Below are 24,979 nucleotides of genomic sequence, written 5' to 3' on the forward strand. Positions count from 1 at the left end.
AAGGAACGGGACATGGCTTCTTCAGCGATCGATACCAAGGAAGGCATCATGGCGGCCGCCCGCCTGATGGTGCAAGCCAGGGGATACAACGCCCTGAGCTTCCGTGAACTGGCCAAAGAGGTCGGCATCAAGAGCGCCAGCATTCACTACCACTTTCCGACCAAGGACGACCTGGCCGTGGCCCTCGCTCGGCGTTACACCGAAGACCTCGTCCTGCACCTGCAGAGCCTGGTGAGCAAGAGCAAGGACACCCACGAGCGGATGACGGGATACGCCGAAGTTTTTCGGGGCGCCCTGCTTAAAAGCAACCGGATGTGTTTGTGCGGGATGCTGGCCGCCGAGCGTGATGACCTCTCGCCTGAAGTACAAGCGGAGGTCGAGAAGTTCAACGCGGCCAATGTCGCCTGGCTTTCCGAGGTACTGGCGGCCCACGATTCGCTACAGAGCCCCGACGCGATTGAGCGTCGGGCGTTTGCCATCTTGTCCGCGGTGGAGGGTGCCCAACTGGTCGCCCGTGGTTGCGGTGATGTGCGCGTCTACGACAGAACCATCGACGCTTACCGGTCCGCAGGCTTGATGCCTTGAAGGGCGCCCGCATTCACACGTCAACCGCCTTGCCGCTGCTGCTCCCTCTCCGCCAGCAGGTCGACAAAAGCACGGACCTTCGCGGGGCGAAAGCGCGCGGCCGGAAACACCGCATGGATGCCGCCCGAAGGCAGAAGCCACTGCGGCAGCACCTGGATGAGGCGGCCGGCCGCCAGGTCGTTTGCCACCGCATAGTCCGGCAGCACTGAAAGCCCCGCACCCTGGCACACGGCTTCGCGCACGGCGAGTGTGGCGTCCAGAAAAATCGAGGCCTGCACGTGCACGGCCTGGCGCTCGGTCTCGTTGCGCGAAAAATTCCAGGTCAGGTGGTCGCGCAAGGCGGTGTTGGCGATGAAGGGCAGGCCGGCGATGTCTTGCGGAGCGGTGAGCCGCGCCACTTGCGGCTTCATGGCTGGTGACGCGACAAGCAATTGCCGGAAGGAGCCGATTTTTCGCGCCTGCAGGCTGGTCTCGGCCAGCCAGCCGACACGGATCGCCAGTTCGAAGTTGCCCGACATCAGGTCCAGCGTCTGGTCGCTCAGGACGGCATCGACCTTGCACGCGGGATAGCGCTGGGTAAAGGCGGCGATGGCGGGCACCACGATGCCGACGCCATAGTCAAAGGGGGCGGTGAGCCGCAGCATGCCGGACGGCTCCGCCGAGGTTTCGGCCAGGTCGTCGAAGGCATCGCCGGCCTCGCGCAGGATCAGCGCGCAGCGCAGGTAAAAAGCCTGGCCCAGTTCGGTGGTCTGCACCTTGCGTGTGGTCCGCACCAGCAGCGACGTCCGGAACTCACGCTCCAGCCGGGCCACCTGCTGGCTGACCACCGCCTTGGTAATCCCCAGGCGGTCCGCCGCCGCCGTGAAGGAGCCGGTTTCCACCACCGCCGCGAAGTAGGCCAGGCGCCTCAGGTTGCCCAGCCCGCCAAGGCCGCCTTCGTCTTGATTGTTTGCTTTAAACATACATTGTGTTTATCAGAGATGTCTTTAACAGTCAATGCATAGTGCCTACGATCACAGCCAGTGAGCAAAGAACGCAAAGAACACCCGGCAAAAAACTCCAAAGAACCCATGACCAAAACCCTCTATTACCTGTTCGATCCGCTGTGCGGCTGGTGCTACGGCGCCATACCGGCGCTCTCGGCCTTGAGCGAAGTTCCCTCTGTCAATATCGAACTGCTGCCCACCGGGCTTTTCGCCGGCGAGGGCGCAAGGCCTATGAATGCCGACTTCGCCGCCTATGCCTGGTCCAACGACCAGCGCATCGAGCGCCTGACGGGCCAACGCTTCAGCGAGCAGTATCGCGAGCGGGTTCTCGGTGACCGCCAGCGGCTGTTTGACAGCGGCCCCGCCACGCTGGCGCTGACGGCCGTGTTTTTGACGGCACCGGCCCGGGAGCTGGAAGCCCTCAAGGCGATCCAGACTGCGCGCTACGTGGATGGCCAGGACACGACCTCGCTGGAAACGCTGGCCGGCGTTCTGCGCGGGCTCGGCCTTGAACAGGCCGCCGTACTGGTGGCGCGACCCGATGAGGATCTTCTCTCGGCCAACCAGTCCCGCATGGATCGTGGGCAGGCCTTGATGTGGGAGTTCGGCGCGCGTGGCGTGCCCACCCTGGTGGCCGAATCCGGCGCGAAGCGCTGGGTTGTGAACCACGGCGATTTTTATTCCAACCCGAGCGCGCTGGCCGGCGAGCTCGAGGCGGCCTGAGCCCGGGGCAGCCCCATCCCCGCAGTCCCTTTTGAGTTAACTGTTAGAGAAGAAAGAAGGAAAAAACCATGACAACACGAAGAGAAGCAATCAAAACTGTAGCCGGCGCGGCTGTCGCGACGGCCATCCTAGGAGTGAAAGACGCTATGGCTGCCAATACCCAACTGACCTGGAAACATTTCTCCGCCGGCGAACACGGATTTTTCCGTGCCCCGGTACTGATCTCCGGCGACCGCGAGGCCGTCCTGATCGACGGAGGCTTCACGCTTCCCGACGGCAAGGCCCTGGCCGAGGCCATCAAGGCCACCGGCAAAAAGCTGACGACGATTTACATCAGCCAGAGCGATCCTGACTACTACTTCAGCCTCGCGCCCATCAAGGCGGCGTTTCCCGACGCCAAGGTGATCGCGGCACCGGCCACGATCGCGGCCATCAAGGGCAACGTGGAAAAGAAGCTGGCGACCTGGGGCCCGCAGCTCAAGGAGAACGGCCCACAGGCGCTGGCGGACATCGTGATGCCTGAAGCCTTTGACGGCCGCAGCCTCACCCTGGAAGGCCAGGCCATCGAGATCGTCGATGCCGACGGCCTGGCCAACCGCCGCTACATCTGGGTGCCTTCGCTGAACGCCATCTTCGGCGGCGTGCTGCTGTTCTCCGGCGTCCATGTGTGGACCGCCGACACACAGGGCGCCGAGGCCCGCGCCGCATGGGTGAAGACGCTTGACGCCATGGCCGCGCGCAAACCCGCCGTGGTGGTTCCCGGCCACATGGCGGTCACGGCGGCGGTGGATGCCAGCGCGATCCAATACACCCGCGACTACCTCGTGGCTTTCGAGGAAGTGCTGGCCAAGTCCGCCGACAGCGGCGCCCTCATCGCGGCCATGACCCGGCGCTACCCGAACGCCGGCATGGGCGTGGCGTTGCAGATCGGCGCCAAGGTCGCCAAGGGCGAGATGAAATGGGGCTGAAGCCATGATGTCGAATCTCGACATCGTCAGCGTCCACTACGCGGCCTCGGCTGAGGGCAACATCGACAAGATGATGGCCCATGTCTCGCCCCAGGTGCGCTGGACCGAGATGGCGGGCTTTCCCTGCGCGGGCACCTGGGTCGGGCCGCAAGCGGTGGCCGACAACGTCTTTGCCGTGCTGGGCCGGGACTGGATCGGCTATCGTTTCGAACTGCAAAACCTCATCGACGCCGGTGAGCACATCATCGGTGTGGGCAGCTACCACGGCACTTACCGCGCCACGGGAAAGAACATGCAGGCCCGCGTGGCCCACGTCTGGCAGCTGCGGGACGGCAAGGTCGTGGCCTTCGAGCAGTTCACGGACACGCTGCTGGTTCACCGGGCGATGGCTGAGGCCGATAAGGCCGGTTGAGCCATCTCAGGGCGGTCTCCGGATTTCAGGTTTCCGAAAGCGTTATCCGGAGCGAGCCGCAGAGTTCTTCGCCCGGCTCCAGTATCCGCAGGCCGGTGCCCGGGATGCCGGCCGCGGCAAGGTTGAAGCCGTTCGCGACGTGGCTGGTGGGTTCGACACAGACATAGCGCCCCGTGGCAGGGCGGTGAACCACCAGGTGCTCGAAGAGGGGCTCCGCACTCAGGCGGATACACACGCCCGTGCGATAGCGAAGCTCGAGGGCCTGGCCCCAGCGGCCGAGGTAGGCATCCCGGGCTTGCGCATCCAGCCGCACGGGCGACTCCCAGTCGGACGGGAGGGCCTGGGCGCGGCCGGCCGTCACGAATTGCCCGTCATGCGGCCATCGTTCACGCGCCGTGTGGTGCAGGGAAACCGCTTCCTCGCAACCGAAGTAGGGGTGCCATCCCAGGCCGGCCGGCATTGCCGTGCCGCCCATGTTCCGCACGGCCATTTCAAGTTTCAGTTCGTTGGCCGACACGCTAAAGCATTGCCTGGCGTGGAAGGTCCATGGCCACGCGGGCCCGGCTTGGGAGAGTGTTTCCAGGACAACTTCAGAGCCGGTCGCGCTGCGCTGCCGCCACGGCAGCAGGTGCGCGCCGCCGTGCAAGGTATGGGGCAGCGCGTCGGGGTGCGGCTCCAGCGTGTAGTCGGCGCCGCGAAACTGCAGGCGCCCATTCGCAATCCGGTTGCTGTAGGGGACGAGCGGGTAGGCGCCCGCCTTGGGCCAGTGAACGCCCTGCAGGCCCGTGGTCATGGGCACCACCACGTCGAACAGCTCGCCTGAGGGTCGGCGCCATTGCAGGCGCGACAAGCGCCCGCCGGCCGCCGCGTCGAAGCTCGCGCTCAACTGCCCGGACCGGATTTCACAGCGCTCGGCGCCAACCGTCATGGGCTGGCCTACGCGCTGAACTGCCGGTCAAAGGCCCGCAAATCCCTGGCGGCCCTTGCGATCTCCGCCATGCGCGAAGCCGGCGACGCGCTCAGCAGCGGAAGATGCGGGCCCATGTCCGAGATTCCCGAGAGGCTGACGGCATCGTGCAGGACGCGGATCAGCGAAATCTCGTCGCGCAGTGTCTCCAGCGGCATGAAGCGTTCGTAAATCCGTCCGGCCGCAACGCTGTCGGCGGACTTCAGCGCCTGGAAAAAATGCCGGCATGCGGCCGGCGCGATGCAGCCCGACCCGGTCGTGTAGGAGGCCAGGCCCAGTCGCGCCACGTGCTCCAGGGTCGGTCTTTCGCCCATGCCGCTCACGATCCGCTGCGGCGACAGGCGCGCGATCATCCGGCTGAGGTAGTCATCGCCCGCGGGGTCTGGGCGCACGACCGCGTACTTCACCACCAGCACCTGCCCGCCGTCCACGAGTTTTCCCAGCGCCTCGATGCCTATGCTTCGTTCGTTCTTGAGATAGAGCGTGACCGGCATGCCGAGGAGGTCGACCACCCTGGAGATGCCGTCCGCGAAGCCTTCCGGCGTCACCACGTTTTCCGTCGGCAGCACCATGGCCGTCCTGTAGTTCGTGCGGCGAAGAATGCGCGCCTGGTCCGTCATCTTTCCGAAGTCGGGCCCTATCGCCGGGATCACCCGGGTGGCATCGGATGTGCACTCGGCCAGCATCGCCAGCAAGGCTTCGTATTCGTGCAGGGACACGTGGTACAGGTTGGCATTGCCGCCATACAGCAGCGTGCGCAAGCCGCCATGTTCAATATGCCGGATCAGCGCACGGTTCTGTTCCACGTCTAGCGACAAGTCCGCTTTCCGGGCCAGGGGAGGGACGGCGAGGACCGAGTCGGCGAACTCATGCCAGGTGATGGGCGAAATGTTCATGGCGCTAAAAGTTGTTATGCAAATATAAAATTGTATGACATGTATTCGAGTGAATCGCCAGTTTTTCGCTGAAAACATCCAGAAACTCGGGTTTACGCTGATCAAATTTGATATACAACTTAAATGCTGTATGACAGAATCCGCTTCCATGGCCGGCCCGCCACGTCGTTTGCGCGTCAAAAAGATGGGGCTCCGGCGCGGCTTTTCTAATGAACAGGAGACATGACATGTGGCAAAGAGTGGCTGGCAAGGCAGTTCTGGTTGTGGCAAGCGCGCTGGCGGTGGCCGGTGTGCAGGCCCGCGATTTTCGCGGGGCGATCGTCCACCCCGTCGACTATCCGGCCTCCCTGGCCATGAAACACATGGGGGAGCAGATCTCCGCCGCGACCAAGGGCAAGTACGGCGTCAAGGTGTACGGCAGCAGCACGCTGGGCTCCGCGAAGGATGCGATCGAGCAGGTCAAGATCGGCGCCATCGACATGACATGGATCAGCGCGTCCGACATGAACCAGATGCTGCCCGAGACCGTGATCCCCAACCTGCCCTTTGTCTTTCGCGACATCCAGCATTTCCGCAAGGTGATGTACGGCCCGGTGGGCGATGAGCTGCTGGCATCGTTCGAAAAGGTCGGATTTGTCGCGCTGTCCACTTACGAAGCGGGATCCCGCTCGTTCTACGCCAAAAAGCCGATACGCACGCCCGCCGACCTGAAAGGCATGAAGGTGCGCGTGCAGCCGGCCGACATGTGGCTCACGATGATGCAGGCTATGGGGGCCAGCCCCATGCCGCTGCCTTACGCGGAGCTCTACACGGGACTGAAAACCGGGCTGGTCGACGCGGCGGAAAACAACTATCCGTCCTATGAGACGGCCAAGCACTTCGAGGCCGCGCCTGTTTTCAGCGAGACGCAACACGTCATGGTTCCCGAGATGCTGATCTTCTCCAAAAAGATCTGGGACACGCTGTCCAAAGAGGACCAGGCCGTCGTCCGCAAGGCGGCCAAGGATTCGGTGCCCTTTTATGTGCAGCTGTGGACGGCCAAGATGGACGAATCGAAGAAGTCGCTGAAGAAGAGCGGCGTCACCTTCGTGGAGCCCGCGGACATCGACCACAAGGCCTTCGTCGCCACGCAGCGGGCCGTCTGGGACAAATACGCCAACACCCCTGAGCTCAAGGCGCTGCTCGAGAAAATCGTCAACACGAAGTAAAGCCCGGTCGGCAACCCGGCATCGCAGCCGGCCTCGCACCTTTCCCGCGACCCGTCGCGCATCTCCAAAAAGTTTCCCTATGAAGTGGCTTTCCATTGTCAACGCGAGGCTCTCACGCTGGGCTTTGTACTTCGCGATCGCGTGCCTGTTCGGCATCGTCGCGACGGTCCTCGGATCGGTTATCTGGCGTTACGGCCTGAACGACGCACCCGCCTGGTCCGAGCAGATCGCCCTGCTGCTGGTCATCAACGTCGCCTTGTTCGGCGCCGCCGCCGGCATCCGGGACGAGGGCCACATCGGCATGGAGTCCCTGGTCGGCCTGCTGCCCAAACCGGTGCAGTACTGGGTCGGCCATTTCAACGGCGCGCTGACCATCGCCTTCGGCACCGCGCTGATCTGGGGAGGCTTCCAGATGGCGGTATCGGTCTTTCCCAACAAGATCACCGCGATCGGGATCACGGAGTCGTGGCGCTACATTCCCTGCGTCTTCGCCGGCGTGCTCGTGATCCTGTTCTCGATAGAGCACCTGATGGCATCGGCGACCCACCAGGAGGTGATCCCGTCATGGCACTGACCGTACTTTGCGTGACCTTCGTGCTCTTCCTCGTGCTGGGCATGCCCGTCGCGGTCGCCATTGCCCTGAGCTGCCTGTCGGCGTTCTGGGTCGAAGGCTTCCCCCTGGAACTGGCGATCCAGAACATGATCTCCGGCATGAACGTGTTCTCCTTCCTGGCGATCCCGTTCTTCATCTTCTCCGGTGAACTGATGCTCCACGGCGGCATCGCCGAGAAGATCGTGACCTTCGCGCGCAACATGGTCGGCCACTGGCGCGGCGGGCTCGGCATGTCGAACGTCGTGGCATGCACCATCTTCGGCGGCGTCTCGGGGTCTCCCACGGCCGACGTCTCCGCCATGGGCGGCGTGATGATCCCCATGATGAAGAAGGAGGGCTACAGCGCCGACTATGCGGTCAATGTGACCACCCACGCATCGCTGGCGGGCGCCCTGATGCCGACCTCGCACAACATGATCATTTATGCCTTCGCCGCTTCCAGCACCACCGGCATGCTGGCCGGCCCGAATGTCATGAGCAAGGGCGTGTCCATCGGCGACCTGATGTTCGCCGGCCTGCTGCCGGTCATCGTGCTCATGGCCTGCATGCTGCTGGCGGCCTACTGGGTGGCGCGCAGAAAAGGTTTCCCGATTCGCGCGGATGGGTCGTCGGCGCTCGACAAGTTTCCCGGATGGAGGGCGGTGTGGACCTCGTTTGTCGCCGCCATGCCCGGCATGTTCGTGATCGCCATCATCCTCGGCTGCATCCTGCTCGGCATCACGACCGCCACGGAAGCCGCGGGAATCGCCGTGACCTATTCACTGCTGCTGACGCTGCTCGTTTACCGCTCGATGTCCTGGCACACCCTGATGAAGGCGGCGGCAAAGGCGGCCAAGACCACCGGCGTGATCCTGCTGCTGATCGGCGTGAGCACGATGCTGCAGTACATCATGGTCATCCTGGAGATCCCGGACAAGACGGCGCAGATGCTGCTGAGCACCACGACCAATCCTTACGTGATGTTTTTCCTGATCAACCTGCTGCTGTTCCTGCTGGGCACCTTCATGGACATGGCGGCGACCATCCTGATCTGCACGCCCCTGTTCCTGCCGATCGCGCTGCAGATGGGAATGGGGCCGGTGCAGTTCGGCGTGGTCATGCTGCTCAATTGCGCGCTGGGCCTGAACACGCCGCCCGTGGGCGGGACACAGTTTGTCGGCTGCGCCATCGGCGGGGTCTCCATCGAGCAGGTCATGAAGACCATCCTGCCTTTCTATGGAGCGCTGTTCGCGGTCATGGCCGTTGTGACCTATGTCCCGTGGTTCTCCACCTGGATTCCCTCGCTCATCAAGGGCGCGCCGGTCTACTGAGCCCGTATCGGAACACAATCCCGGATCCGCTTCACATAAACACCCGCACATCCCATGAAGATCACACAAGTCGACACGATCCTGGCGGCCGGCTACCCGAACATCGTCTGGGTCCAGATCCATACGGACACCGGCCTTGTCGGCCTGGGAGAAACTTTCCGCGGCGCGCAGGCGGTGCAGGCGCAGATCCACGAACTGACGGCGCCCTACCTGCTGGGGAAGGACCCGCTGGCGATCGAGGCCCACAACCACCACCTCCTGCACGGCTACATCGGGTTTTCCGGCAGCGGTGTCGAAACCCGGGCCGCCTCCGCCGTCGACATCGCCCTCTGGGACCTGCTGGGGCAGGAAACCGGGCAGCCCCTGTACCAATTGCTCGGCGGCGTGGTCCGCGAGCAGGTGCCCGTCTACAACACCTGCGCCGGCTACACCTACAACAAGGCCAGCCAGCGCCGCGTGGTCACGGGGGGGACGGCCGAGCTTCCCGCGGAAGGGCCCTACGAAGACCAGGAGGCCTTCGTCAAGCGCCCCGCGCAGCTGGCCGAAAGCCTGCTCTCGGAAGGCTACAAGGCCATGAAGATCTGGCCTTTCGACCCCTTTGCGCTGGCCAGCCGGGGGCAGGCGATTTCAGCGAAAGACCTGGAAACCGCGCTCCATCCGTTCCGGGAGATCCGGCGCGCAGTGGGTGATGAAATGGACATCATGGTCGAGTTCCACTCGATGTGGAACCTGCCCATGGCGGTCCGCATCGCGCATGCCCTGGAGGAGTTCAAGCCCTACTGGGCTGAAGACCCGATCCAGATGAGCAACCTGGACACCATCGCCGAGTACCGTTCGCGCACCCGCATCCCGGTCTGCGCGAGCGAGACCCTGGCCACGCGCCAGCCTTTCATCCAGCTGCTGAAGAACAACGCGGTGGACTACGTGATGCTGGACCTCAGCTGGGTCGGCGGCATTTCGGAGGCCAAGAAGATCGCGGCGCTGGCCCAGGCTTTCCACAAGCCGGTGGCGCCGCACGACTGCACCGGCCCCGTCGTGCTGGCCGCGTCCCTGCACGTCGCGATGAGTACGCCCAACGTCGTCCTGCAGGAGGTGGTGCGCGCCTATTTGTCCGGCTGGTACCGCGACCTCGTGACCGAGCTGCCCCTTGTCCGCGACGGGTTCGCCACATTGCCCGCAAGGCCCGGCCTGGGAACACGGCTGTCCCCGGCATTGCTGCAACGCCCCGACGTGACGGTCCGCAGCAGTGTCCTCTGACGGCATTTTCCGCAGCGCCGGCCGACTGGGCGTTACCATGCAAGCACCCCTTCCTGCCCCTCTCATGCTTACCCAGGGAATGCCCTAAATGGTCACCTCCACCACCGAAAAAAAAGCGCCCCTGGCGCCAGGCGCCGTCGCAGCGCCCAGGCTCATGGCGGCTTCCTTGCTCGACGACGGAAGTTCCGCGTCGCTGCCCGACCAGATCTACGCCCGCATGGTGGAGGCGATCCTGCGCGGCGACTTTGCCGATTCGCGCCGCTTGCCGGCCGAAAGCGAGCTGGCCACGCAGTTCGGCGTGTCCCGGCCGACCGTGCGCGTGGCGCTGTCGCGGTTGCGTGCGGACGGCATCATCGAATCCAGGCGCGGCTCGGGCAGCCAGGTGCTGCGCGCCCCCGGGTCCCCGGTGTCGACCCTGCCGCCCATCCGGAACCTGGCCGACATCGAGCGCTACTACGAGTTCCGAACCTGTGTGGAAGCCGGCGCGGCGGCGGCGGCCGCGGAGTTCCGCGATGCGGACGACCTGCAGGCCATAGCGGCGGGCTTCGATGCCCAGAACGCCGCCATGGAGCAGGGCCTGCCCGGGATAGAGGAAGACGTCATCTTTCACATGGCCATCGCCCGGGCTTCGCACAACCCGTTTTTTGTGAACGCGGTCCGCAACGGCGTCGCGCCCATCCGGCAATTCATGGAACTGGCCCGCAACGTGTCGGTGAAAAAAAGCATCGAACGGGTTCGCATCCTCCAGGCCGAACACGAAGCCATCATCGACGCCATCAGGCGCCGTTCGCCCGTTGACGCGGCCGAAACGACGCGCCTGCACATCCTGAACGCAAAGCGGCGCATTTTCGAGGGAACGCCGCTGCCCTGACCCGCATCCCGCTCCTGGAGTTTCCATGACCGTCCGCAGCATCCTCATCGCGCTCCCTCTTGCCTGCATGGGCGCCTTTCTCGCCACGCCGGCGTCGGCGCAGGCCTTCCCGTCGCACCCGGTAAAACTCGTGGTGCCCGTGCCGCCGGGCGGCGCCAGCGACCTTGTGGGCCGCATGCTGGCGAACGCGGCCTCCCAGGACCTCGGCCAGCCCGTGGTGGTGGACAACCGTGCCGGCGCGGCGGGCAGCGTGGGCACGGCATCGGCCCTGAAATCGCCGGCGGACGGCTACACGCTGGTCCAGTGCAGCATCGGCAGCTGCGCCATCAACCCCAGCCTGTACAAGAATGTTGGCTACGACCTGTTCAAGGACATGGCGCCCGTCATCCTGGTCGGCGCATCCATCAACGTGCTGACCGTCGGCAACGACACCGGCATCAAGTCCGTCAAGGAACTTCTGGAGCAGGCCAGGCGCAAGCCGATGTCCTATGCCTCATCCGGGGTTGGCGCCTCCAACCACCTGAGCGGCGAACTGCTCAAGAAGATGGCCGCGGTCAGCTTGACGCATGTGCCCTACAAAGGCTCCGGGCCGGCCATCACCGACCTGATCGGCGGCCATGTGCAGATGTTCTTCGACAACGAGCCCTCCATCCTGCCCTTCATCAAGCAGGGCAAGGTGCGCGCGCTGGCCGTGACGGGCAAGGCCCGCTCCCCGAACCTGCCGGACGTGCCCACCATGGAAGAACTCGGCTACGCCGGCTTCGTCATCGAGCCCTGGTATGCCTTCGCCGCGCCGGCCGGAACGCCCGAGCCGGTGATACGCCGGCTGAACACCGCTTTCAACCGGGCGCTGGAACAGGCCGAGGTGGTGCGGCAGCTGCGCGGCATGGGCATCACACCCGCCGGCGGAACGCCCGAACTGCTGGGCCGGCACATCGAGGTGGAGTACAAACGCTGGGCCGAATTGATCCGCTCCCAGGGAATCAAGGGGGATTGAGCGGCGCAGCGTCACCGGCCTTCCGGCAGCTTCGCAATCACCTTGATCTCGAACTGGAAACCATAAAGCCAGGTCACGCCAACGGCGGTCAGCGTGGGATGCGGCGCCTGGCCCCAGTAGTCCGGCACCACCTTCCAGATAGTCTCGAAGGTCGATTGCGGGTCCACCATGAACACGGTGACATCCACGACGTCGTCGAAGCTGGATCCCGCGGCTTTCAGGATGGCGTTCAAGTTGTCGAACGCCAGCCGCACCTGCGCCTGCAGGTCGGGCTCGGGCGAGCCGTCCTCGCGGCTACCGACCTGGCCCGACACGAACAGGAAGCCGTTGGACTTCAGCGCCGGTGAATAACGGTTGCGTTCATAAAGTGCCCGGCGCCCGGGCGGAAACACCACGTCACGTTGTGCCATCTCAATCTCCTTCATGCAAAAAATCAGGCCAAGCCGGCCCGGGGTTGACGATGAAGAGACTGTAGGCCGCCGGGTCTTTCAGATAAACAGGCAAGCCTGTCCATCACTGTTCGTAGAATCCAAACAATCGACAACTATGGGATAGAGATGGACCGTTTCGATGCCATGCAGGCCTTCGCCCGCGTCGTGGAAGCGGGCAGCTTCACCCGGGCGGCCGAGACGCTGCACATGAGCAAGACCAGCGTGACGCAGCTGGTGCAGCAGCTGGAGGCACGGCTGCGTGTGAAACTGCTCAACCGCACCACACGCCAGGTCAAGGTCACTGCCGATGGCGCGGCCTACTATGAACGCGTGTTGCGCGTGCTGGCCGACGTGGACGATGCCGAGACCAGCCTGTCCGGCGCCTCAGCCTCGCCTCGGGGCCGGCTGCGGGTCGACGTGCCCAGCCCCCTGGCCCGCCTGATCCTGGTGCCGGCCCTGCCGGCCTTCCACGCGCGCTACCCCGAGATCCAGCTCGACATGGGCGTCAGCGACCGCATGGTGGACGTGATCGCCGACAACGTCGACTGCGTGGTGCGCGGCGGCGAACTGAGTGACCAGTCGCTGGTGGCCCGCAAAGTGGGCGACCTGCAGCTCGGGGTTTACGCCGCACCGGACTACCTGGCGCGCGCCGGCACGCCCGCGCACCCGCGGGAGCTTGAGGACACGGAGCACCGCATCGTCGGCTTTCTGTGGGCGCGCACCGGCAAGGCCTTTCCCTACGCCATGCACAAGGGCGGCGAGAGCCTCAAGGTGCAGGGCCGCCACCTGTTCGCCTTCGACGACGGCAACGCCTACCTCGCGGCCGGCCTGGCGGGCCTGGGCATCCTGTGGCTGCCGGACTATATGGCCAGGGAGCATGTGCTTCGCGGCGAGCTGCGGCCCTTGTTCGGGGACTGGCGCCTGGATCCCATGCCCCTGTATGTGGCCTTCCCGCCAAACCGGCATGTCAGCGCCAAGCTGCGGGTGTTCATCGAGTGGGTGGCCGAACTGATGGCGCGGCATGCGCCCGTCGCCGGCCCGCCGGTTGGCAAGACACGGGCACCTCGTTAAATCAAATCATTCATTCAAGGAGCTTTCGATGGACATTCTTCGCCAAGCCCTGCTGCATATTCGCTCGGGGCGCTGGGATGAGGCGCACACCCTCGTGCAAAGTGATGAATCTCAGACGGCCGCCTGGCTGCACGGCATCCTGCATGTCCAGGAGGGCGACCTTGGGAACGCCGAATACTGGTACGGCCAGGGTGGGCGGGATTTCAGCCGCCGCGGCACGCTTGAGGAAGAGCTGGAGCGCTTTGAGGCGGAGCTGCCCTGAGCGCTGGGCCAACAGCTGTGGCGCGCTAGCGGCGAACCAGCAGCTTCTTTATCTCCCACTGCGCGCCCGCATCGAGTTCCCGCAGGTAGCGGACCTCGCCGCCGCACTGCACGGCCACCGGCACGCCGGCTTCGAAGAGCAGGCGGTTGCCGGGCAGGCGTGGCACTTTGTCGCCCGGCGTCAGGATGCCGGCGAGGTTCAAGGGGTCGACGGCCGAGATGGCGACGCGCTCGCCTCCCGGCTCCTTCGCAATCCTGCGCAGGGCCGTGGCGGCTTCCGGCAGCGCGAACTGCTCGCCCGAAAAGCCGCTGACAAATCGGCCCCCGCGCACCTCGCCGCGCGCCTCCAGCCGGCGCAGCACGTAGAACAGTTCGCGCCACGGCGGCAGCCCGTCCTCGCGTTCCAGCAGCTTGCGGAACACCACACCGTAGCGGCGCAGCAGCACGCGCGCGATGTGCTCCACATGCGGTTCGGCCAGCGCGCCCGGCGCGGCTTCCACCGGCCGGGGCCGCCGCGTCAGCGACCAGCGACCCGCATCTTCCATCGGGTCCAGTGCGCCGGGCCTGCGCCGCAGCTTGTTGCGTTTGTCTTCCGGCATCACCAGCGCGCGCAGCCCGGCGAATGAATCAGACGTGGCCAGGCCGTGCGCGACCAGCTCGGCCAGTGCCTGTTCGGCCTGGGTGCCCAGCAATCGCGCGTCATGCCGCAAGTCCGCAAAAAAGCTGGCCCCGTGTGTGCGCAACACTTCGAGCACCTGGCGCGCGGCGCTGGACAGCACCGGCTCAGCGCCCGCCGTGCCATCGCTTGCCGCCGCCGCGCCGGCCGCCTGCTGCCAGTGGGGCAGGGCGTCGCGCTCGCACAGCAGCACCGGCGTGCCGCGCACAGGCCCCGTCTTGCGGCCCGCCGCATCGCCGGCGTCCACCGGCCGCCACCAGGCCACGCGGCCCACGGCGCAAAGCTTGTCCAGCATGGCGGGCTGGTAGTGGCTGACGCGCGCCGCCAGCAGTTCCTCTTCCCAGGCCGCGGCCGGCGCCGCATAACCTTCAAGCTGGCGCAGCACCTCGGCCAGCCCGCCTTCGCCTTCGCGGCGCTCGTCGCTTTCGCCACCTTCTCCGCCACCCTCGCTGCTGCCCAGTTGATGCCAGCGGAACAGGAAACGCATGAACTGCGCCGGCGGCACCGGCTGGAACTCGGCGCGCAGTTTCTCGCGTGTGCCGCGGTGTATGCGCGCCAGCAGGCGCCGGTCGCACCACTCCTGCGCGCCGGCGGCGGTGAAGGCGCCGCGCATCACCGCGCCTTCGGCTTCGAGCTGTAGCAAGGCCGGCAGAACGGCGTCGGCGCTCATCTCGAGCGGCGCGCCCAGTGCCTGCGCCGTCACGGGGCCCAGCAGGTCCAGGCGTCCACGCAGGATCTCGCGCAGCGCCGCATCGGCTTCGGGCTGCGCGCTTGAGGTCGGTGTGATGGCTGGCGACAGCGCCGCGTCCGGGAAGACGGCGCGGAACTCGTGCAGGCGTTCCGCCGCGACGTAGATTTGTCCACCCGCCGGAAGGCCGAGCCGGCCGATGCGCTGCTGCTGTGCAAGTGATGCAATGAACTCGGGAAACGGCGCTTCATCGATGGTGAGGAAGCCATGCACCACCAGCGCATCGTGCAGCTCGTCGGCGCTGCGGATGTCGGGCTTGGCGTCCTCGCGGACCTGCGCGATCACCTGCGGGTCGAGCTTGCCCATGTCTTCGGCCGTCTGCGGGTCCATCAGCGGCCGGGTGCTGACCGCCTTGGTGCGCCGCTCCTCCGCCGCGCCGCCGTCCAGGAAGGCATAGGGCCGGGCGTTCAGGATGGCATGCGCCAGCGGGGAGGGCGTGGCCAGGTCGCGCGTGCTGATGTGCACCTCGCCGGCCTCGATGCCGGCCAGCAGCCGCACAAAACCGTCGGCGTCCATGGTCTCGTTCAGGCAGTCGTGCAGCGTCTGCGCCACCAGCGGGTGCTCGGGAATCTCGCGTTCACCGACCAGGTTCTCGGCGCAGGCGAGCTGGTCCGGGAACACCACCGTCAGCAGGTCTTCCGCGTCGGAGCGCTGGAACTGCGGCGGCACCTTGCGGCCGCCGTTCATGCGGCGCACCGCGAGCGAGGCGGTGGCATTCCAGCGCCAGCGCGTGCCGAACATGGGCGCGTCCAGCAGCGCCTGCACCAGCACCTCGCGCGCGCTGGCCGTCTTCAGGTAGTGCCGCAGTTCTTCCAGCGCGAAGCTGTGCGTGGGCCCCAGCGACAGCACGATGCTGTCCTCCAGCGCGCTGGCCTGCAGCTCGAAGTTGAACTTGCGGCACATGCGTTTGCGCAGCGCCAGGCCCCAGGCCTTGTTGATGCGTGAACCGTAAGGCGAATGGATCACCAGGTGGGTGTCGCCCACCTCGTCGAAGAAGCGCTCGAACACGATGTGGCGCCGGCTGGGCAACACGCCGAGCGCGGCCTTCGAGGCCGCCAGGTAGAGCGCGAGCTGCTGCGCCGCGGCGGCGGGCAGGCGCAGGTCTTCGCGCAGCCAGCGCTCGCAGGCCTGCACGCCGTCGTCGAGCAGCCTGTCGGCGGTCTCGCAGACGCGCGACACCGCCTCGCTGAGTTCGTCGGTGCGGCCCAGGCTCTCGCCGAGCCAGAAGGGCATGGACGGCGGCTGCCCCCGGGCGTCCTCCACCAACACCTTGCCGGTCTCCACCTTGGCGATGCGGTAAGACGCGTTGCCGAGCTGGAAGATGTCGCCCGGCAGGCTCTCGAAGGCGAAGTCCTCGTTGAGCGTGCCCACGCGGTGCCCGTCCGGCAGCAGCACCACCTCGTAGTCGAACTGGTCCGGGATCACGCCCGCATTGGTGACGGCCGCCATGCGCGCGCCGCGGCGCGCGCGCAGCATGCGGTTGACGGCGTCGTAGTGCAGGTAGGCGCCGCGCCGGCCCCGGCGCGTGCTGTAGCCGTCGGCCAGCATCTGCACCACCTGCTCAAACTCATGCAGCGTGAGCTCGCGGTAGGGCTGCGCGCGCCGCAGGCAGTCGTAGAGCGCGTCCAGCGGCCATTCGCGGCAGGCGGTCTCGGCGATGACGTGCTGCGCCAGCGCGTCCAGCGGCTTGGCCGGCACGCGGATGCGGTCCAGCTCGCCGCGGTCCACCGCGGCCAGCAGGGCGGTGCATTCCAGCAGGTCGTCGAGCGCCAGCGGAAACAGCCGCCCCTTGGGAATCGCGCCTATGGCGTGCCCGGCGCGGCCCACGCGCTGCAGCAAGGCATTGATCGCGCGCGGCGAGCCGATCTGGCACACCAGGTCGATGTCGCCGATGTCGATGCCCAGCTCCAGCGAGCTGGTGGCCACCAGCGCCTTGAGCTCGCCCTGCTTGAGCCGCTGCTCCGCGTTCAGGCGGTGTTCGCGCGCCAGGCTGCCGTGGTGGGCGGTCACATGCTCCTCACCCAGCCGCTCGGCCAGGTGGCGCGCCACGCGTTCGGCGATGCGGCGCTGGTTGACGAAGATCAGCGTCGTGCGGTGCTGGGCCACCAGCTCGGTGAGCCGGTCGTATAGCTCATCCCAGACTTCAATCGGCATCACCGCGGTCAGCGGCGAGCGTGGCATCTCGATCGCGAGGTCACGCTCGCGCACGTGGCCGGCATCAATGATTTCCACGGGCTCACTGCGCTGGCCGATCAGGAAGCGCGCCATCTCGTCAAGCGGCTTCACGGTGGCCGACAGGCCTATGCGCACCGGGGGTGTTTCGCACAGCGCCTCCAGCCGTTCCAGCGACAGCATCAGGTGCGAGCCGCGCTTGACGCCGGCCACCGCGTGCAGCTCGTCGACGATCACGCTTTTGACCGACTTCAGCATCGCGCGGCCCGAGTCGGAACTCAGCAGGATGTACAGCGACTCCGGCGTGGTCACCAGGATGTGCGGCGGCGCGCGGCGCATGCGCTCGCGCTCGGCCGCAGGCGTGTCGCCTGTGCGCACCGCCGCGCGTATGCCGGGATCGGGCAGGCCCATCGCGGCCAGCCCGGCCTGGATGCCGGCCAGCGGTTCTTCCAGGTTCTTGCGGATGTCGTTGGACAGCGCCTTCAGCGGCGACACATACAGCACGTGGACTTCATCGGAAAGGCCTTTGTCCAGGCCTTCCCGCACCAGCTCGTCAATCGCCGACAGAAAGGCCGCCAGCGTCTTGCCCGAGCCCGTGGGCGCGGCGATCAGCGCGTGGCGGCGCTGCGAGGTCACGGCCCAGGCCTGGGCCTGGACCTCGGTGGCGCGGCCGAACCGGCCTTCTAGCCAGGCGGAAACGGCCGGGTGGAACGGGAGCTGGGACACCCGGGTATTTTCGGGGTTTTCGGCCCGGCGCAGGGGTGGGTTTCGCAGAGCCCTGCCCTGAAGCAGGGGTACGCCGTGCGCGGAAGGAGCACCCCGACCATCCCGCCTTATCCGGTCAGCCTGCCTAGGCGCAGGCGTTTGTACTCATGGCGCTGTCTCCGTGTTCAGGGTGTCATGAAAGGTGGTGAAGCCGCCGACCGGCTCGCGCCCGGTCACCAGCGAGTTCTCGATGCGGCTCGGGTCGGCGTAACCCAGGCTCATGCCGCAGACAAACATCTGCTGCTCCGGAATCGCCAGCTCCCTGGCAATGATGCGGTGAAACGGCGTGAAGGCCGCCTGCGGGCAGGTATCAAGCCCGCGTGCCCGCGCGGCGACCATGATGCTTTGCAGAAACATGCCGTAGTCGATCAGGCTGCCGCGCCCCATGCCCTTGTCCACGGTGAACATCAGCCCGACCGGCGCGCCGAAAAAACGGTAGTTGCGGCCGTGCTGGGCGTGCATGCCTGGCTTGTCGGTTTTCTGGATGCCGAGCAGGCCGTACAGGTCCCAGCCCACTTTGCGCCGCCTGTCGATATAGGGCGCAACCCACGCTTGCGGGTAGTAGTCGTAGGGCTCGTCGAGCTGGGCCGCCAGCGACGGGTCGTCGTAGACCCGCAGGATCGCGTCGCTGAGGCGCTGCTTCGCGTCGCCCATGAGCACATGCACATGCCAGGGCTGGGTGTTGACCCCGGAAGCGCAGTGCCGCGCCACATCCAGGATGGCCTCCACCTCGGCGCGCGGCACCGGTGTCGGCAGGAAGGCGCGCGTGGCGCGGCGGCTCACCAGCGCCCAGTCGACGGCGCTGCGCAACACCTCGGTCGGGAGGCTGGGTGGTGAGGCCATCCGGCGGCTTGTATCCATAGTCATGCTCGTCTGTCCAGGCAAAAGAAAATTGTCGAAGAAGCGAGGCGATCTGAATGTTCTCCGGATGACATTTGGCGGCGCGGCCGTTGCTGGTTAGTATTGCCATCCTTACTTGTCACACTTGCCAGGGGTTCCCACGACATGAATGCGCACCAGGCAGACCAACGCGGCAAGCTGCTCGACTTCCTTGAATCTTCTCCCTGGCGCAAGGGGCTGACCCAGGACCAGTTCGACCGCGTCTGCGGCGACGCGGTGAGCCGCACGTTCACGGCCGGGGCGACGGTATGCCTGCGCGAATCACCGTCCGAACACTGGCTGGCCGTCGTGGAGGGCCTGGTCAAGGTCGACACGGTCTCAGCCGATGGCCGGGCCACGACGTTTGCCGGCGTTCCCGGCGGCGCCTGGTTCGGCGAAGGCGCAGTCCTCAAGGGCGAGCCGCGACCCTATGCCGTCGTTGCCATCCGCGACAGCACGGTGGCCTTTGTGCCCCGGGCCACCTTTCTCTGGCTGCTGGACAACAGCCATTCCTTCAGCCGCTGGCTGATAGACCAGCTCAACGCCCGCCTGGGCTACTACGTGGCGCTGGTCGAAGGCCTGCGCCTGGGCGACGTGAACACCCGGGTGGCCTATTGCCTGGCCGAACTCTTCAACCCGCAGCTGTACCCGAACACACAGCTGCGCATAGATATTTCCCAGGAAGAGATAGGCCGGCTGACCGGCATGGTGAGGCAGACCGCCTACCGTGCGCTGCATGAACTCGAAAGCGCCGGCCTGATCAAGGTGCAATACGGATCGATCGAGGTGGTGGACCTCGAGGGCCTGAAAAAATTCGCGCTCGGGGCGTAACACCCGGGTCAGGCCGCCGCGCCCTTCGCGGTTTTCTCATGCAGGCTGGAGCGGCGCGAAAAATCGCAGCTCGCGATGGCCAGCTGGACCACCCTGTCCATCGCGGGGCTGAAGTTGTCGCTGTGGTAGACCGCGCTGTACACCATGGGCGGCGGCATGGGGTCGCTGCGCACGATGCGCAGCAAGCCCTTGTCGATGTCCGGCTGCATGTACTCCAGGGCCATCTGGCTGATGCCGAAGCCGCTGATGGTCAGCTCCCTGAGCACGGTGGTGCTGTTGGTGGCAAACACCTTGTTGAACCTGAAGCCGTGCTGTGCCAGCCAGGCCTCGTAAAACTTGTTCTTCGCCGCGCCGGTTGACTGCTCCAGCACCGGGTAGCGCGCGAACTCCTCGGGCTTGAGCGCGCGCTTAGGCATTTTGAGGCTGGGGCTGGCCATCCAGAGGTCCTCGACCTGCGCCACCTTGACCGTGGTGAACTGCTTGCCCCAGTAGACGCCGGGCATGATGGCCAGGTCTATCTTGTGCGATTCCAGGCTCTGGAACAGGTGCAGGCCCGCGTCGACCACGGGCTCGAGCATGAGCTTGGGGTGCAGCTCCTGCAGTCGCTTGATGAAACCCGTGAGCCAGGTCAGCGCGATCAGCTCGGTCACGCCGATGCGGAAGGTGCCCTCCAGGGTCTGGTCGACGCTGACCTCAGTCTCTATGCGCAGCCTGAGCCTGAGCGTCTCCTCGGCCAGCGGCAGCAGGCGCCGCCCCACCGGCGTGAGTTCCAGCCCTTTGGACTTGCGGTGCAGCACCGGCGCGCCCAGCACGTCCTCGAGTTCCGCCAGGCGTTTGGAGATCGCCGACTGGGTGGTGTGAAGCTTCACGGCCGCGGCGCTGAAGCTCTGCAGCTTCGCGCTGAAGAAAAAGGCCTCGAGCTGTTTGAAGGTGAGGTTCATTCCCCGCCACTGTAGCGCAGCACCGGGCGCCAGGAAAAAAAGGAATAGCTGTCCGCGCCGAATACTCGTTTGGCGATTTGCCGGCCGTGCCGGAAACTTGGCCGCAGCACAACAGGCACGAACTTCTTTCCCATGATCCAACTCGCCAGCCGCCTCAACCGCATCAAACCTTCGCCCAGCTCCATGGCCGGCCAGCGCGCCCGGGAGCTGCGCGCCCAGGGGCGCGACATCGTCGGCCTGACGGCGGGTGAGCCGGATTTTGAAACGCCGGAGCACATCAAGGAAGCCGCAACGCGCGCCATGGCCGCCGGCAAGACGCGCTACACCGACGTCGGCGGCACGCCCGAACTCAGGGAAGCGGTGTCGCAAAAGTTCAAGGCTGAAAACGGCCTGGACTATGGCGTCAATGAAATCATCGTCGGCACTGGTGCCAAGCAGGTGATCTTCAACGCGCTGATGTGCACGCTGGAGGCCGGCGACGAGGTGATCGTGCCCGCGCCCTACTGGGTGTCCTATCCCGACATCGCGCTGCTGGCCGACGGCGTGCCAGTGTTTGTGGATTGCCCCGCAGTCAAAGGATTCAAACTGCAGCCCGAAGTCCTGGAACGCGCCATCACGCCGAAGACGCGCTGGCTGGTCCTCAATTCGCCCAACAACCCCAGCGGCGCCACCTACACCCGTGATGAACTCGTGGCGCTCGCGCAGGTGTTGAATCGCCATCCCCATGTCTGGGTCATGACCGACGACATCTACGAACACCTGATTTACGACGGCCGCGAGTTCGCCACCCTGGCGCAGGCCGCGCCCGAACTCAAAGACCGCATCCTGACCATCAACGGCGTCTCCAAGGCTTACGCGATGACGGGCTGGCGCATAGGCTACGGGGCAGGGCCGGCCGCGCTGATCAAGGCCATGGTCAAACTGCAGTCGCAAAGCACCTCGGGCGCGAGTTCCATAGGCCAGGCCGCGGCCGTGGCCGCGCTGGCAGGGCCGCAGGATTTCATCGCCGTGAACCGGGGCGTGTTCCAGCAGCGGCGCGATGACGTCGTGGCCGCGCTCAACAAAATCGACGGCATACGCTGCCATGCACCCGAAGGCGCTTTTTATGTGTTCGCCTCGTGCGAGGCGCTGTTCGGCCTGCGCACGCCGAGCGGTGCGCGCATAACGACCAGCGACGACTGGATCATGCATTTGCTCGATGCGCAAAACCTGGCGGCTTTGCAAGGCAGCGCCTACGGCGTGCCCACGCACTTTCGGCTGTCCTTCGCCGCCAGCACCGAACACCTGCTGGAGGGCTGCCGCCGCATCGCGCAGGCCCGCGAGCAGCTGGGCCGTTGATCGGCACGCCGGCCACCCTTCCGATTTTTCTCCTGCCACTTCCCTGAATGGACGTTTTATGAACCTGAGAACATTCCTGAAGCTGATGCCGCTGCTCGCGGCCATCGCCTCGCTGTCCACCGGCGCCCTGGCCTCGGACGCCTTCCCGAGCAAGCCGATCCGCATCCTGGTCGGTTTTTCGCCGGGCGGCTCCAATGACATCGTGGCGCGCCTGATCGCGCCGAAGCTGTCGGAAGGTTTGGGCCAGCAGGTGGTCATCGACAACAAGCCCGGCGCGGGCGGCAATATCGCGGCCTCCGCGATGCTCAGCGCCCCGGCGGACGGCCATACGCTGATGATGTGCACCACCGGCACGCTGTCTATCCAGCCGCACCTGATCAAGGCGCCCTTCAACCCCGAGACCGACCTGCTTCCCGTCACCCAGATCGCCAACGCGCCTTACCTGTTGCTGGTGAACGCCGCCTTGCCGGTCAAGGACGTGAAGGAACTGGTCGCCTACGCCAAGGCCAAACCCGGCATCATCAATTTCGCGTCCTCGGGCAACGGCACGGGCGGCCACCTGGCCGGCGAGATGCTGAAGGCGCGCGCCGGCATCGACATCGTCCACGTTCCCTACAAAGGCACGGGCCAGGCCATGACCGACCTGCTGGCCGGGCAGGTGTCCATGATCTTCGACCAGCCGGTGAGCTCCATGCCTTACGCGCAGTCCGGCAAGCTGCGCATCCTGGCCGTGGCCAGCCCGCGCAGGCTGCCGGCGCTGCCCGATGTGCCCACCGTGGCCGAGTCGGGAATCCCCGGCTTCGACCCCGTGACCTGGACCGGGCTGTGCGCGGCCAAGGGCACGCCCGCCGCCGCCATCGAGCGCATGCAGCGCGAGGTCGCCAAGGTGCTGGCCATGCCCGAGATTTCGAAACGCCTGATCCAGGACGGCCTGGAGCCGGTCGGCAGCACGCCGCAAAAGTTCCGCGAATTCCTGGTGGCCGACAAACGCAAGTGGGGCGCCGTCATCAAAGAATCCAACGTCAAGGCGGATTGAGCATGAGCACCACCCCTGTGCCCGACATCATCCGCGGCTTCGAACGCCTCCCGGCCGAAGTGGTCGCCAGCGCCGCGCGCTTCCAGCCCGCCATCCTGGCCGATGTGGCCGGCCGGCGCGGCGCGATGCACGGCCGCATCACCGCCCTGGACCCGTCCATGAAATGCGCCGGCACGGCCGTCACCGTCGAGGTGAGGCCCGGCGACAACCTGATGATCCATGCCGCGATGGCGCTGGCCCAACCCGGCGACGTGCTGGTGGTGGACGCCAAGGCCGACCAGACCAGCGCCCTGATGGGCGAGATCATGATCAGTGCCTGCCGCAAACTGGGGCTGGCCGGCGTGGTCATCGACGGCGCGGTGCGCGACAGCCTGGAGCTGCGCGGCATCGGCTTTCCGGTGTTCTCGGTGGGCACCAACCCGAACGGGCCGACCAAAAACATCGCGGGGCGCATCAACCATCCCGTGAGCGCCGGCGGCGTCACGGTGCGGCCCGGTGATTTTGTGACGGCCGACGCCGACGGCGTGGTGGTTGTGGAGCGCGAACGCATCGCTGCGCTGCTGCCGTTGGCCGAGAAAAAAGTCGCCGACGAGGCCAAACGCATCGCCGGCATCGCCCAGGGCCAGACCAGCGCGCCCTGGCTGGATGCCGCGCTGCGCAGCGCCGGTGTGCTGCGCGAGGGCGAGACGCTGTAAAGCCGCTTCGCCCGCCTATTGCTTCTGCCGGTAGACGTACCAGGCCGCGAAGGCCGTGAAGACGCCGATGATCGCGACGATCACCATGAAGCCGTGGGGATGCTGGGCCAGCGGGATGCCGCCCACGTTCATGCCCAGCAGGCCGGCCACGATGTTGATCGGCAGGGCCAGCACCGTCACCATGGTCAGGACGAAGACGCTGCGGTTGGTTTCCTCGCTGACTTGCGCGGCGATTTCTTCCTGCAGCAGCTTGATGCGTTCCTTGAGCTCCGACATGTCGCGTATGGTCAATGAAAACTCCTCGGTGGCCTGGCGCAGCTCTTCAAGGTCGCGCTCGCTGACCCAGGGCGGCGGCAGGCGCAGCAGGCGAAACAGCGCGCCGGGCTCGGGCGCCAGCAGGCGCTGCAGCCGCACCAGCACGCGGCGCAGCTTGCCCAGGTCGGCGCGGCGGTTGTGCAGCCGGCCCACCAGGAATTTGTCTTCCACCACGTCCACCTGCACCGTCGCGTCGCGCACGATGCGCACCAGCACGTCACCCTGTTCGCGCAACAGGTGGTTCAGGAATGACACCGAGGACTCCAGCGGCTTCTTGCCGTTCTTCACCGAGTCACGCAGGCGGTCTATGGAGCGCAGCGGGTGCGAGCGCGCGCTCAGCGCCATGTGCGGCCCCACGTTGAGCCACAGGCTGGCCATCTCGGCCGGGTCGAAGGCGAACTCGTAGGCCACGTCGTTGACCACCGCGATCAGTGTGTCGTGCGCGTCCTCGATGCGCGTGGAGCGCGAGCCCTCATGCAGTGCCTCGAAAAACTCCGGCACCGCGTTCAGGTGCTTGCGTATGCTGGCCTCCGCCACCGCATCGCTGAGGTTGAAGTGCAGCCAGACAAAATCGGACTTCCCCTTGGGCGCCTCGCTCCTGAGCCAGGCCGCCGCCTCCAGCAAGTCCACCGGCACGCCGGGCGCGTCGTTTTCAAAGCGGTAGCCGCAGAGCAGGCCGGTCTTGTCGGCGCCGTAGGTGATGTCCATTCAGGGGAAGGGGAGGGGCTTGAGGTCAGTGGCGGAGCGGGAACGGCTTCCGGGAGAGGTCCCACAGTTTGTCGCTTGTTTGTGACGGTTCAGTGACGGCTGGCGGTGGTGGCTGGTTTTGGCCGGGTCTTGCGCCGGCCTTGCGCGCTCCCCTTGTCTTTTGCTGAGACCTGCTGGCCGGGGGTTGCCCGGCGGCAAGTAACTTTCTTTTGCTTCGCCAAAAGAAAGTCACCAAAGAAAAGGCGACCCGCAGTCTGGGTCCCTACGCTTCGCTTCGGGCAACCTGCGGTGCTCGACTACGGCGGGGTCTCGCGCAAAC

General features: G+C 66.0%; 25 protein-coding genes. 16 read left to right on the forward strand and 9 right to left on the reverse strand.

Features of this window, described 5'->3' with window-relative positions:
• The first annotated feature begins 12 nt into the window (after positions 1–12).
• A complete protein-coding gene (locus AC1D1F_RS14995) occupies positions 13–585 on the forward strand; it encodes a TetR/AcrR family transcriptional regulator (RefSeq protein WP_477696848.1) in 573 nt (190 codons plus the stop codon).
• A gap of 20 nt (positions 586–605) precedes the next feature.
• Here AC1D1F_RS14995 and AC1D1F_RS15000 read toward each other — a convergent pair whose 3' ends face one another.
• Entirely contained in the window at positions 606–1,547 is a 942-nt protein-coding gene (locus AC1D1F_RS15000) for a LysR family transcriptional regulator (RefSeq protein WP_477675087.1), read from the reverse strand.
• Positions 1,548–1,655: 108 nt separating this feature from the next.
• On the opposite strand from AC1D1F_RS15000, the gene AC1D1F_RS15005 reads away from it, so the two are divergent.
• The 3 genes from AC1D1F_RS15005 to AC1D1F_RS15015 all read left to right on the forward strand — a co-directional run bounded on the left by AC1D1F_RS15005 (position 1,656) and on the right by AC1D1F_RS15015 (position 3,674).
• Positions 1,656–2,294 (forward strand): DsbA family protein, encoded by a 639-nt coding sequence (locus AC1D1F_RS15005; protein WP_477675086.1) that lies wholly within the window; start codon positions 1,656–1,658, stop codon positions 2,292–2,294.
• A 68-nt stretch (positions 2,295–2,362) separates the two neighbouring features.
• Entirely contained in the window at positions 2,363–3,262 is a 900-nt protein-coding gene (locus AC1D1F_RS15010) for an MBL fold metallo-hydrolase (RefSeq protein WP_477675085.1), read from the forward strand.
• A gap of 4 nt (positions 3,263–3,266) precedes the next feature.
• Positions 3,267–3,674: a nuclear transport factor 2 family protein gene (locus AC1D1F_RS15015; protein WP_477675084.1), complete on the forward strand. Its 408-nt coding sequence runs from the start codon at positions 3,267–3,269 to the stop codon at positions 3,672–3,674.
• A 25-nt stretch (positions 3,675–3,699) separates the two neighbouring features.
• Here AC1D1F_RS15015 and AC1D1F_RS15020 read toward each other — a convergent pair whose 3' ends face one another.
• Positions 3,700–4,602, reverse strand: coding sequence for an aldose epimerase family protein (locus AC1D1F_RS15020; RefSeq protein ID WP_477696849.1), 903 nt, complete (start codon positions 4,600–4,602; stop codon positions 3,700–3,702).
• A gap of 8 nt (positions 4,603–4,610) precedes the next feature.
• Positions 4,611–5,537, reverse strand: coding sequence for a dihydrodipicolinate synthase family protein (locus AC1D1F_RS15025; RefSeq protein WP_477696850.1), 927 nt, complete (start codon positions 5,535–5,537; stop codon positions 4,611–4,613).
• 227 nt (positions 5,538–5,764) lie between these two features.
• Between AC1D1F_RS15025 and AC1D1F_RS15030 the strand changes: the two genes are divergently transcribed.
• The 6 genes from AC1D1F_RS15030 (at position 5,765) to AC1D1F_RS15055 (ending at position 11,793) form a co-directional block, all read left to right on the forward strand.
• Positions 5,765–6,745, forward strand: coding sequence for a TRAP transporter substrate-binding protein (locus AC1D1F_RS15030; protein ID WP_477675081.1), 981 nt, complete (start codon positions 5,765–5,767; stop codon positions 6,743–6,745).
• 79 nt (positions 6,746–6,824) lie between these two features.
• A complete protein-coding gene (locus AC1D1F_RS15035; RefSeq protein WP_477675080.1) occupies positions 6,825–7,319 on the forward strand; it encodes a TRAP transporter small permease in 495 nt (164 codons plus the stop codon).
• Positions 7,310–8,668: a TRAP transporter large permease gene (locus AC1D1F_RS15040; RefSeq protein ID WP_477675079.1), complete on the forward strand. Its 1,359-nt coding sequence runs from the start codon at positions 7,310–7,312 to the stop codon at positions 8,666–8,668. Before AC1D1F_RS15035 ends, AC1D1F_RS15040 begins: the two co-directional genes overlap by 10 nt.
• Positions 8,669–8,722: 54 nt before the next feature.
• The gene (locus tag AC1D1F_RS15045; RefSeq protein ID WP_477696851.1) at positions 8,723–9,925 is read left to right on the forward strand and encodes a mandelate racemase/muconate lactonizing enzyme family protein; all 1,203 of its coding nucleotides are present in this window, start codon (positions 8,723–8,725) and stop codon (positions 9,923–9,925) included.
• An 88-nt stretch (positions 9,926–10,013) separates the two neighbouring features.
• Entirely contained in the window at positions 10,014–10,796 is a 783-nt protein-coding gene (locus AC1D1F_RS15050) for a FadR/GntR family transcriptional regulator (protein WP_477696852.1), read from the forward strand.
• A gap of 25 nt (positions 10,797–10,821) precedes the next feature.
• Positions 10,822–11,793 (forward strand): Bug family tripartite tricarboxylate transporter substrate binding protein, encoded by a 972-nt coding sequence (locus AC1D1F_RS15055; RefSeq protein WP_477675076.1) that lies wholly within the window; start codon positions 10,822–10,824, stop codon positions 11,791–11,793.
• Between the two features lie 11 nt (positions 11,794–11,804).
• Here AC1D1F_RS15055 and AC1D1F_RS15060 read toward each other — a convergent pair whose 3' ends face one another.
• Positions 11,805–12,203 carry a RidA family protein gene (locus AC1D1F_RS15060; protein WP_477675075.1) on the reverse strand — a complete coding sequence of 133 codons (399 nt, stop codon included), beginning with the start codon at positions 12,201–12,203 and terminating at the stop codon, positions 11,805–11,807.
• A gap of 147 nt (positions 12,204–12,350) precedes the next feature.
• Between AC1D1F_RS15060 and AC1D1F_RS15065 the strand changes: the two genes are divergently transcribed.
• A complete protein-coding gene (locus AC1D1F_RS15065) occupies positions 12,351–13,295 on the forward strand; it encodes a LysR family transcriptional regulator (RefSeq protein WP_477675074.1) in 945 nt (314 codons plus the stop codon).
• A gap of 28 nt (positions 13,296–13,323) precedes the next feature.
• A complete protein-coding gene (locus tag AC1D1F_RS15070) occupies positions 13,324–13,557 on the forward strand; it encodes a hypothetical protein (RefSeq protein ID WP_477675073.1) in 234 nt (77 codons plus the stop codon).
• A 25-nt stretch (positions 13,558–13,582) separates the two neighbouring features.
• On the opposite strand, the gene AC1D1F_RS15075 is transcribed toward AC1D1F_RS15070, so the two are convergent.
• Complete coding sequence (locus AC1D1F_RS15075) at positions 13,583–17,878, reverse strand: Lhr family helicase (RefSeq protein WP_477696854.1); 4,296 nt, start codon at positions 17,876–17,878, stop codon at positions 13,583–13,585.
• 144 nt (positions 17,879–18,022) lie between these two features.
• Positions 18,023–18,778 (reverse strand): nitroreductase, encoded by a 756-nt coding sequence (locus AC1D1F_RS15080; RefSeq protein ID WP_477696858.1) that lies wholly within the window; start codon positions 18,776–18,778, stop codon positions 18,023–18,025.
• A gap of 144 nt (positions 18,779–18,922) precedes the next feature.
• On the opposite strand from AC1D1F_RS15080, the gene AC1D1F_RS15085 reads away from it, so the two are divergent.
• The gene (locus AC1D1F_RS15085) at positions 18,923–19,627 is read left to right on the forward strand and encodes a Crp/Fnr family transcriptional regulator (protein WP_477678836.1); all 705 of its coding nucleotides are present in this window, start codon (positions 18,923–18,925) and stop codon (positions 19,625–19,627) included.
• 8 nt (positions 19,628–19,635) lie between these two features.
• Here the strand turns inward: AC1D1F_RS15085 and AC1D1F_RS15090 are convergent, their stop codons facing one another.
• Both AC1D1F_RS15090 and AC1D1F_RS15095 read right to left on the reverse strand, forming a co-directional pair.
• A complete protein-coding gene (locus tag AC1D1F_RS15090; protein ID WP_477678835.1) occupies positions 19,636–20,568 on the reverse strand; it encodes a LysR family transcriptional regulator in 933 nt (310 codons plus the stop codon).
• A complete protein-coding gene (locus AC1D1F_RS15095) occupies positions 20,565–20,702 on the reverse strand; it encodes a hypothetical protein (protein WP_477696855.1) in 138 nt (45 codons plus the stop codon). The genes AC1D1F_RS15090 and AC1D1F_RS15095 overlap by 4 nt, the downstream gene beginning before the upstream one ends.
• On the opposite strand from AC1D1F_RS15095, the gene AC1D1F_RS15100 reads away from it, so the two are divergent.
• Genes AC1D1F_RS15100 through AC1D1F_RS15110 form a run of 3 tightly spaced genes read left to right on the forward strand, consistent with a single transcriptional unit; the run spans position 20,701 to position 23,637 of the window.
• A complete protein-coding gene (locus tag AC1D1F_RS15100; RefSeq protein ID WP_477696856.1) occupies positions 20,701–21,906 on the forward strand; it encodes a pyridoxal phosphate-dependent aminotransferase in 1,206 nt (401 codons plus the stop codon). The two genes, AC1D1F_RS15095 and AC1D1F_RS15100, sit on opposite strands and share 2 nt — an antisense overlap.
• A gap of 58 nt (positions 21,907–21,964) precedes the next feature.
• Positions 21,965–22,942 (forward strand): Bug family tripartite tricarboxylate transporter substrate binding protein, encoded by a 978-nt coding sequence (locus AC1D1F_RS15105; RefSeq protein WP_477678834.1) that lies wholly within the window; start codon positions 21,965–21,967, stop codon positions 22,940–22,942.
• Positions 22,943–22,944: 2 nt separating this feature from the next.
• The gene (locus AC1D1F_RS15110; protein WP_477678833.1) at positions 22,945–23,637 is read left to right on the forward strand and encodes an RraA family protein; all 693 of its coding nucleotides are present in this window, start codon (positions 22,945–22,947) and stop codon (positions 23,635–23,637) included.
• A 15-nt stretch (positions 23,638–23,652) separates the two neighbouring features.
• Here AC1D1F_RS15110 and AC1D1F_RS15115 read toward each other — a convergent pair whose 3' ends face one another.
• Complete coding sequence (locus AC1D1F_RS15115) at positions 23,653–24,660, reverse strand: transporter (RefSeq protein WP_477696857.1); 1,008 nt, start codon at positions 24,658–24,660, stop codon at positions 23,653–23,655.
• Positions 24,661–24,979: the final 319 nt, after the last annotated feature.

It is taken from the genome of Polaromonas sp. P1_H6, assembly GCF_056405195.1.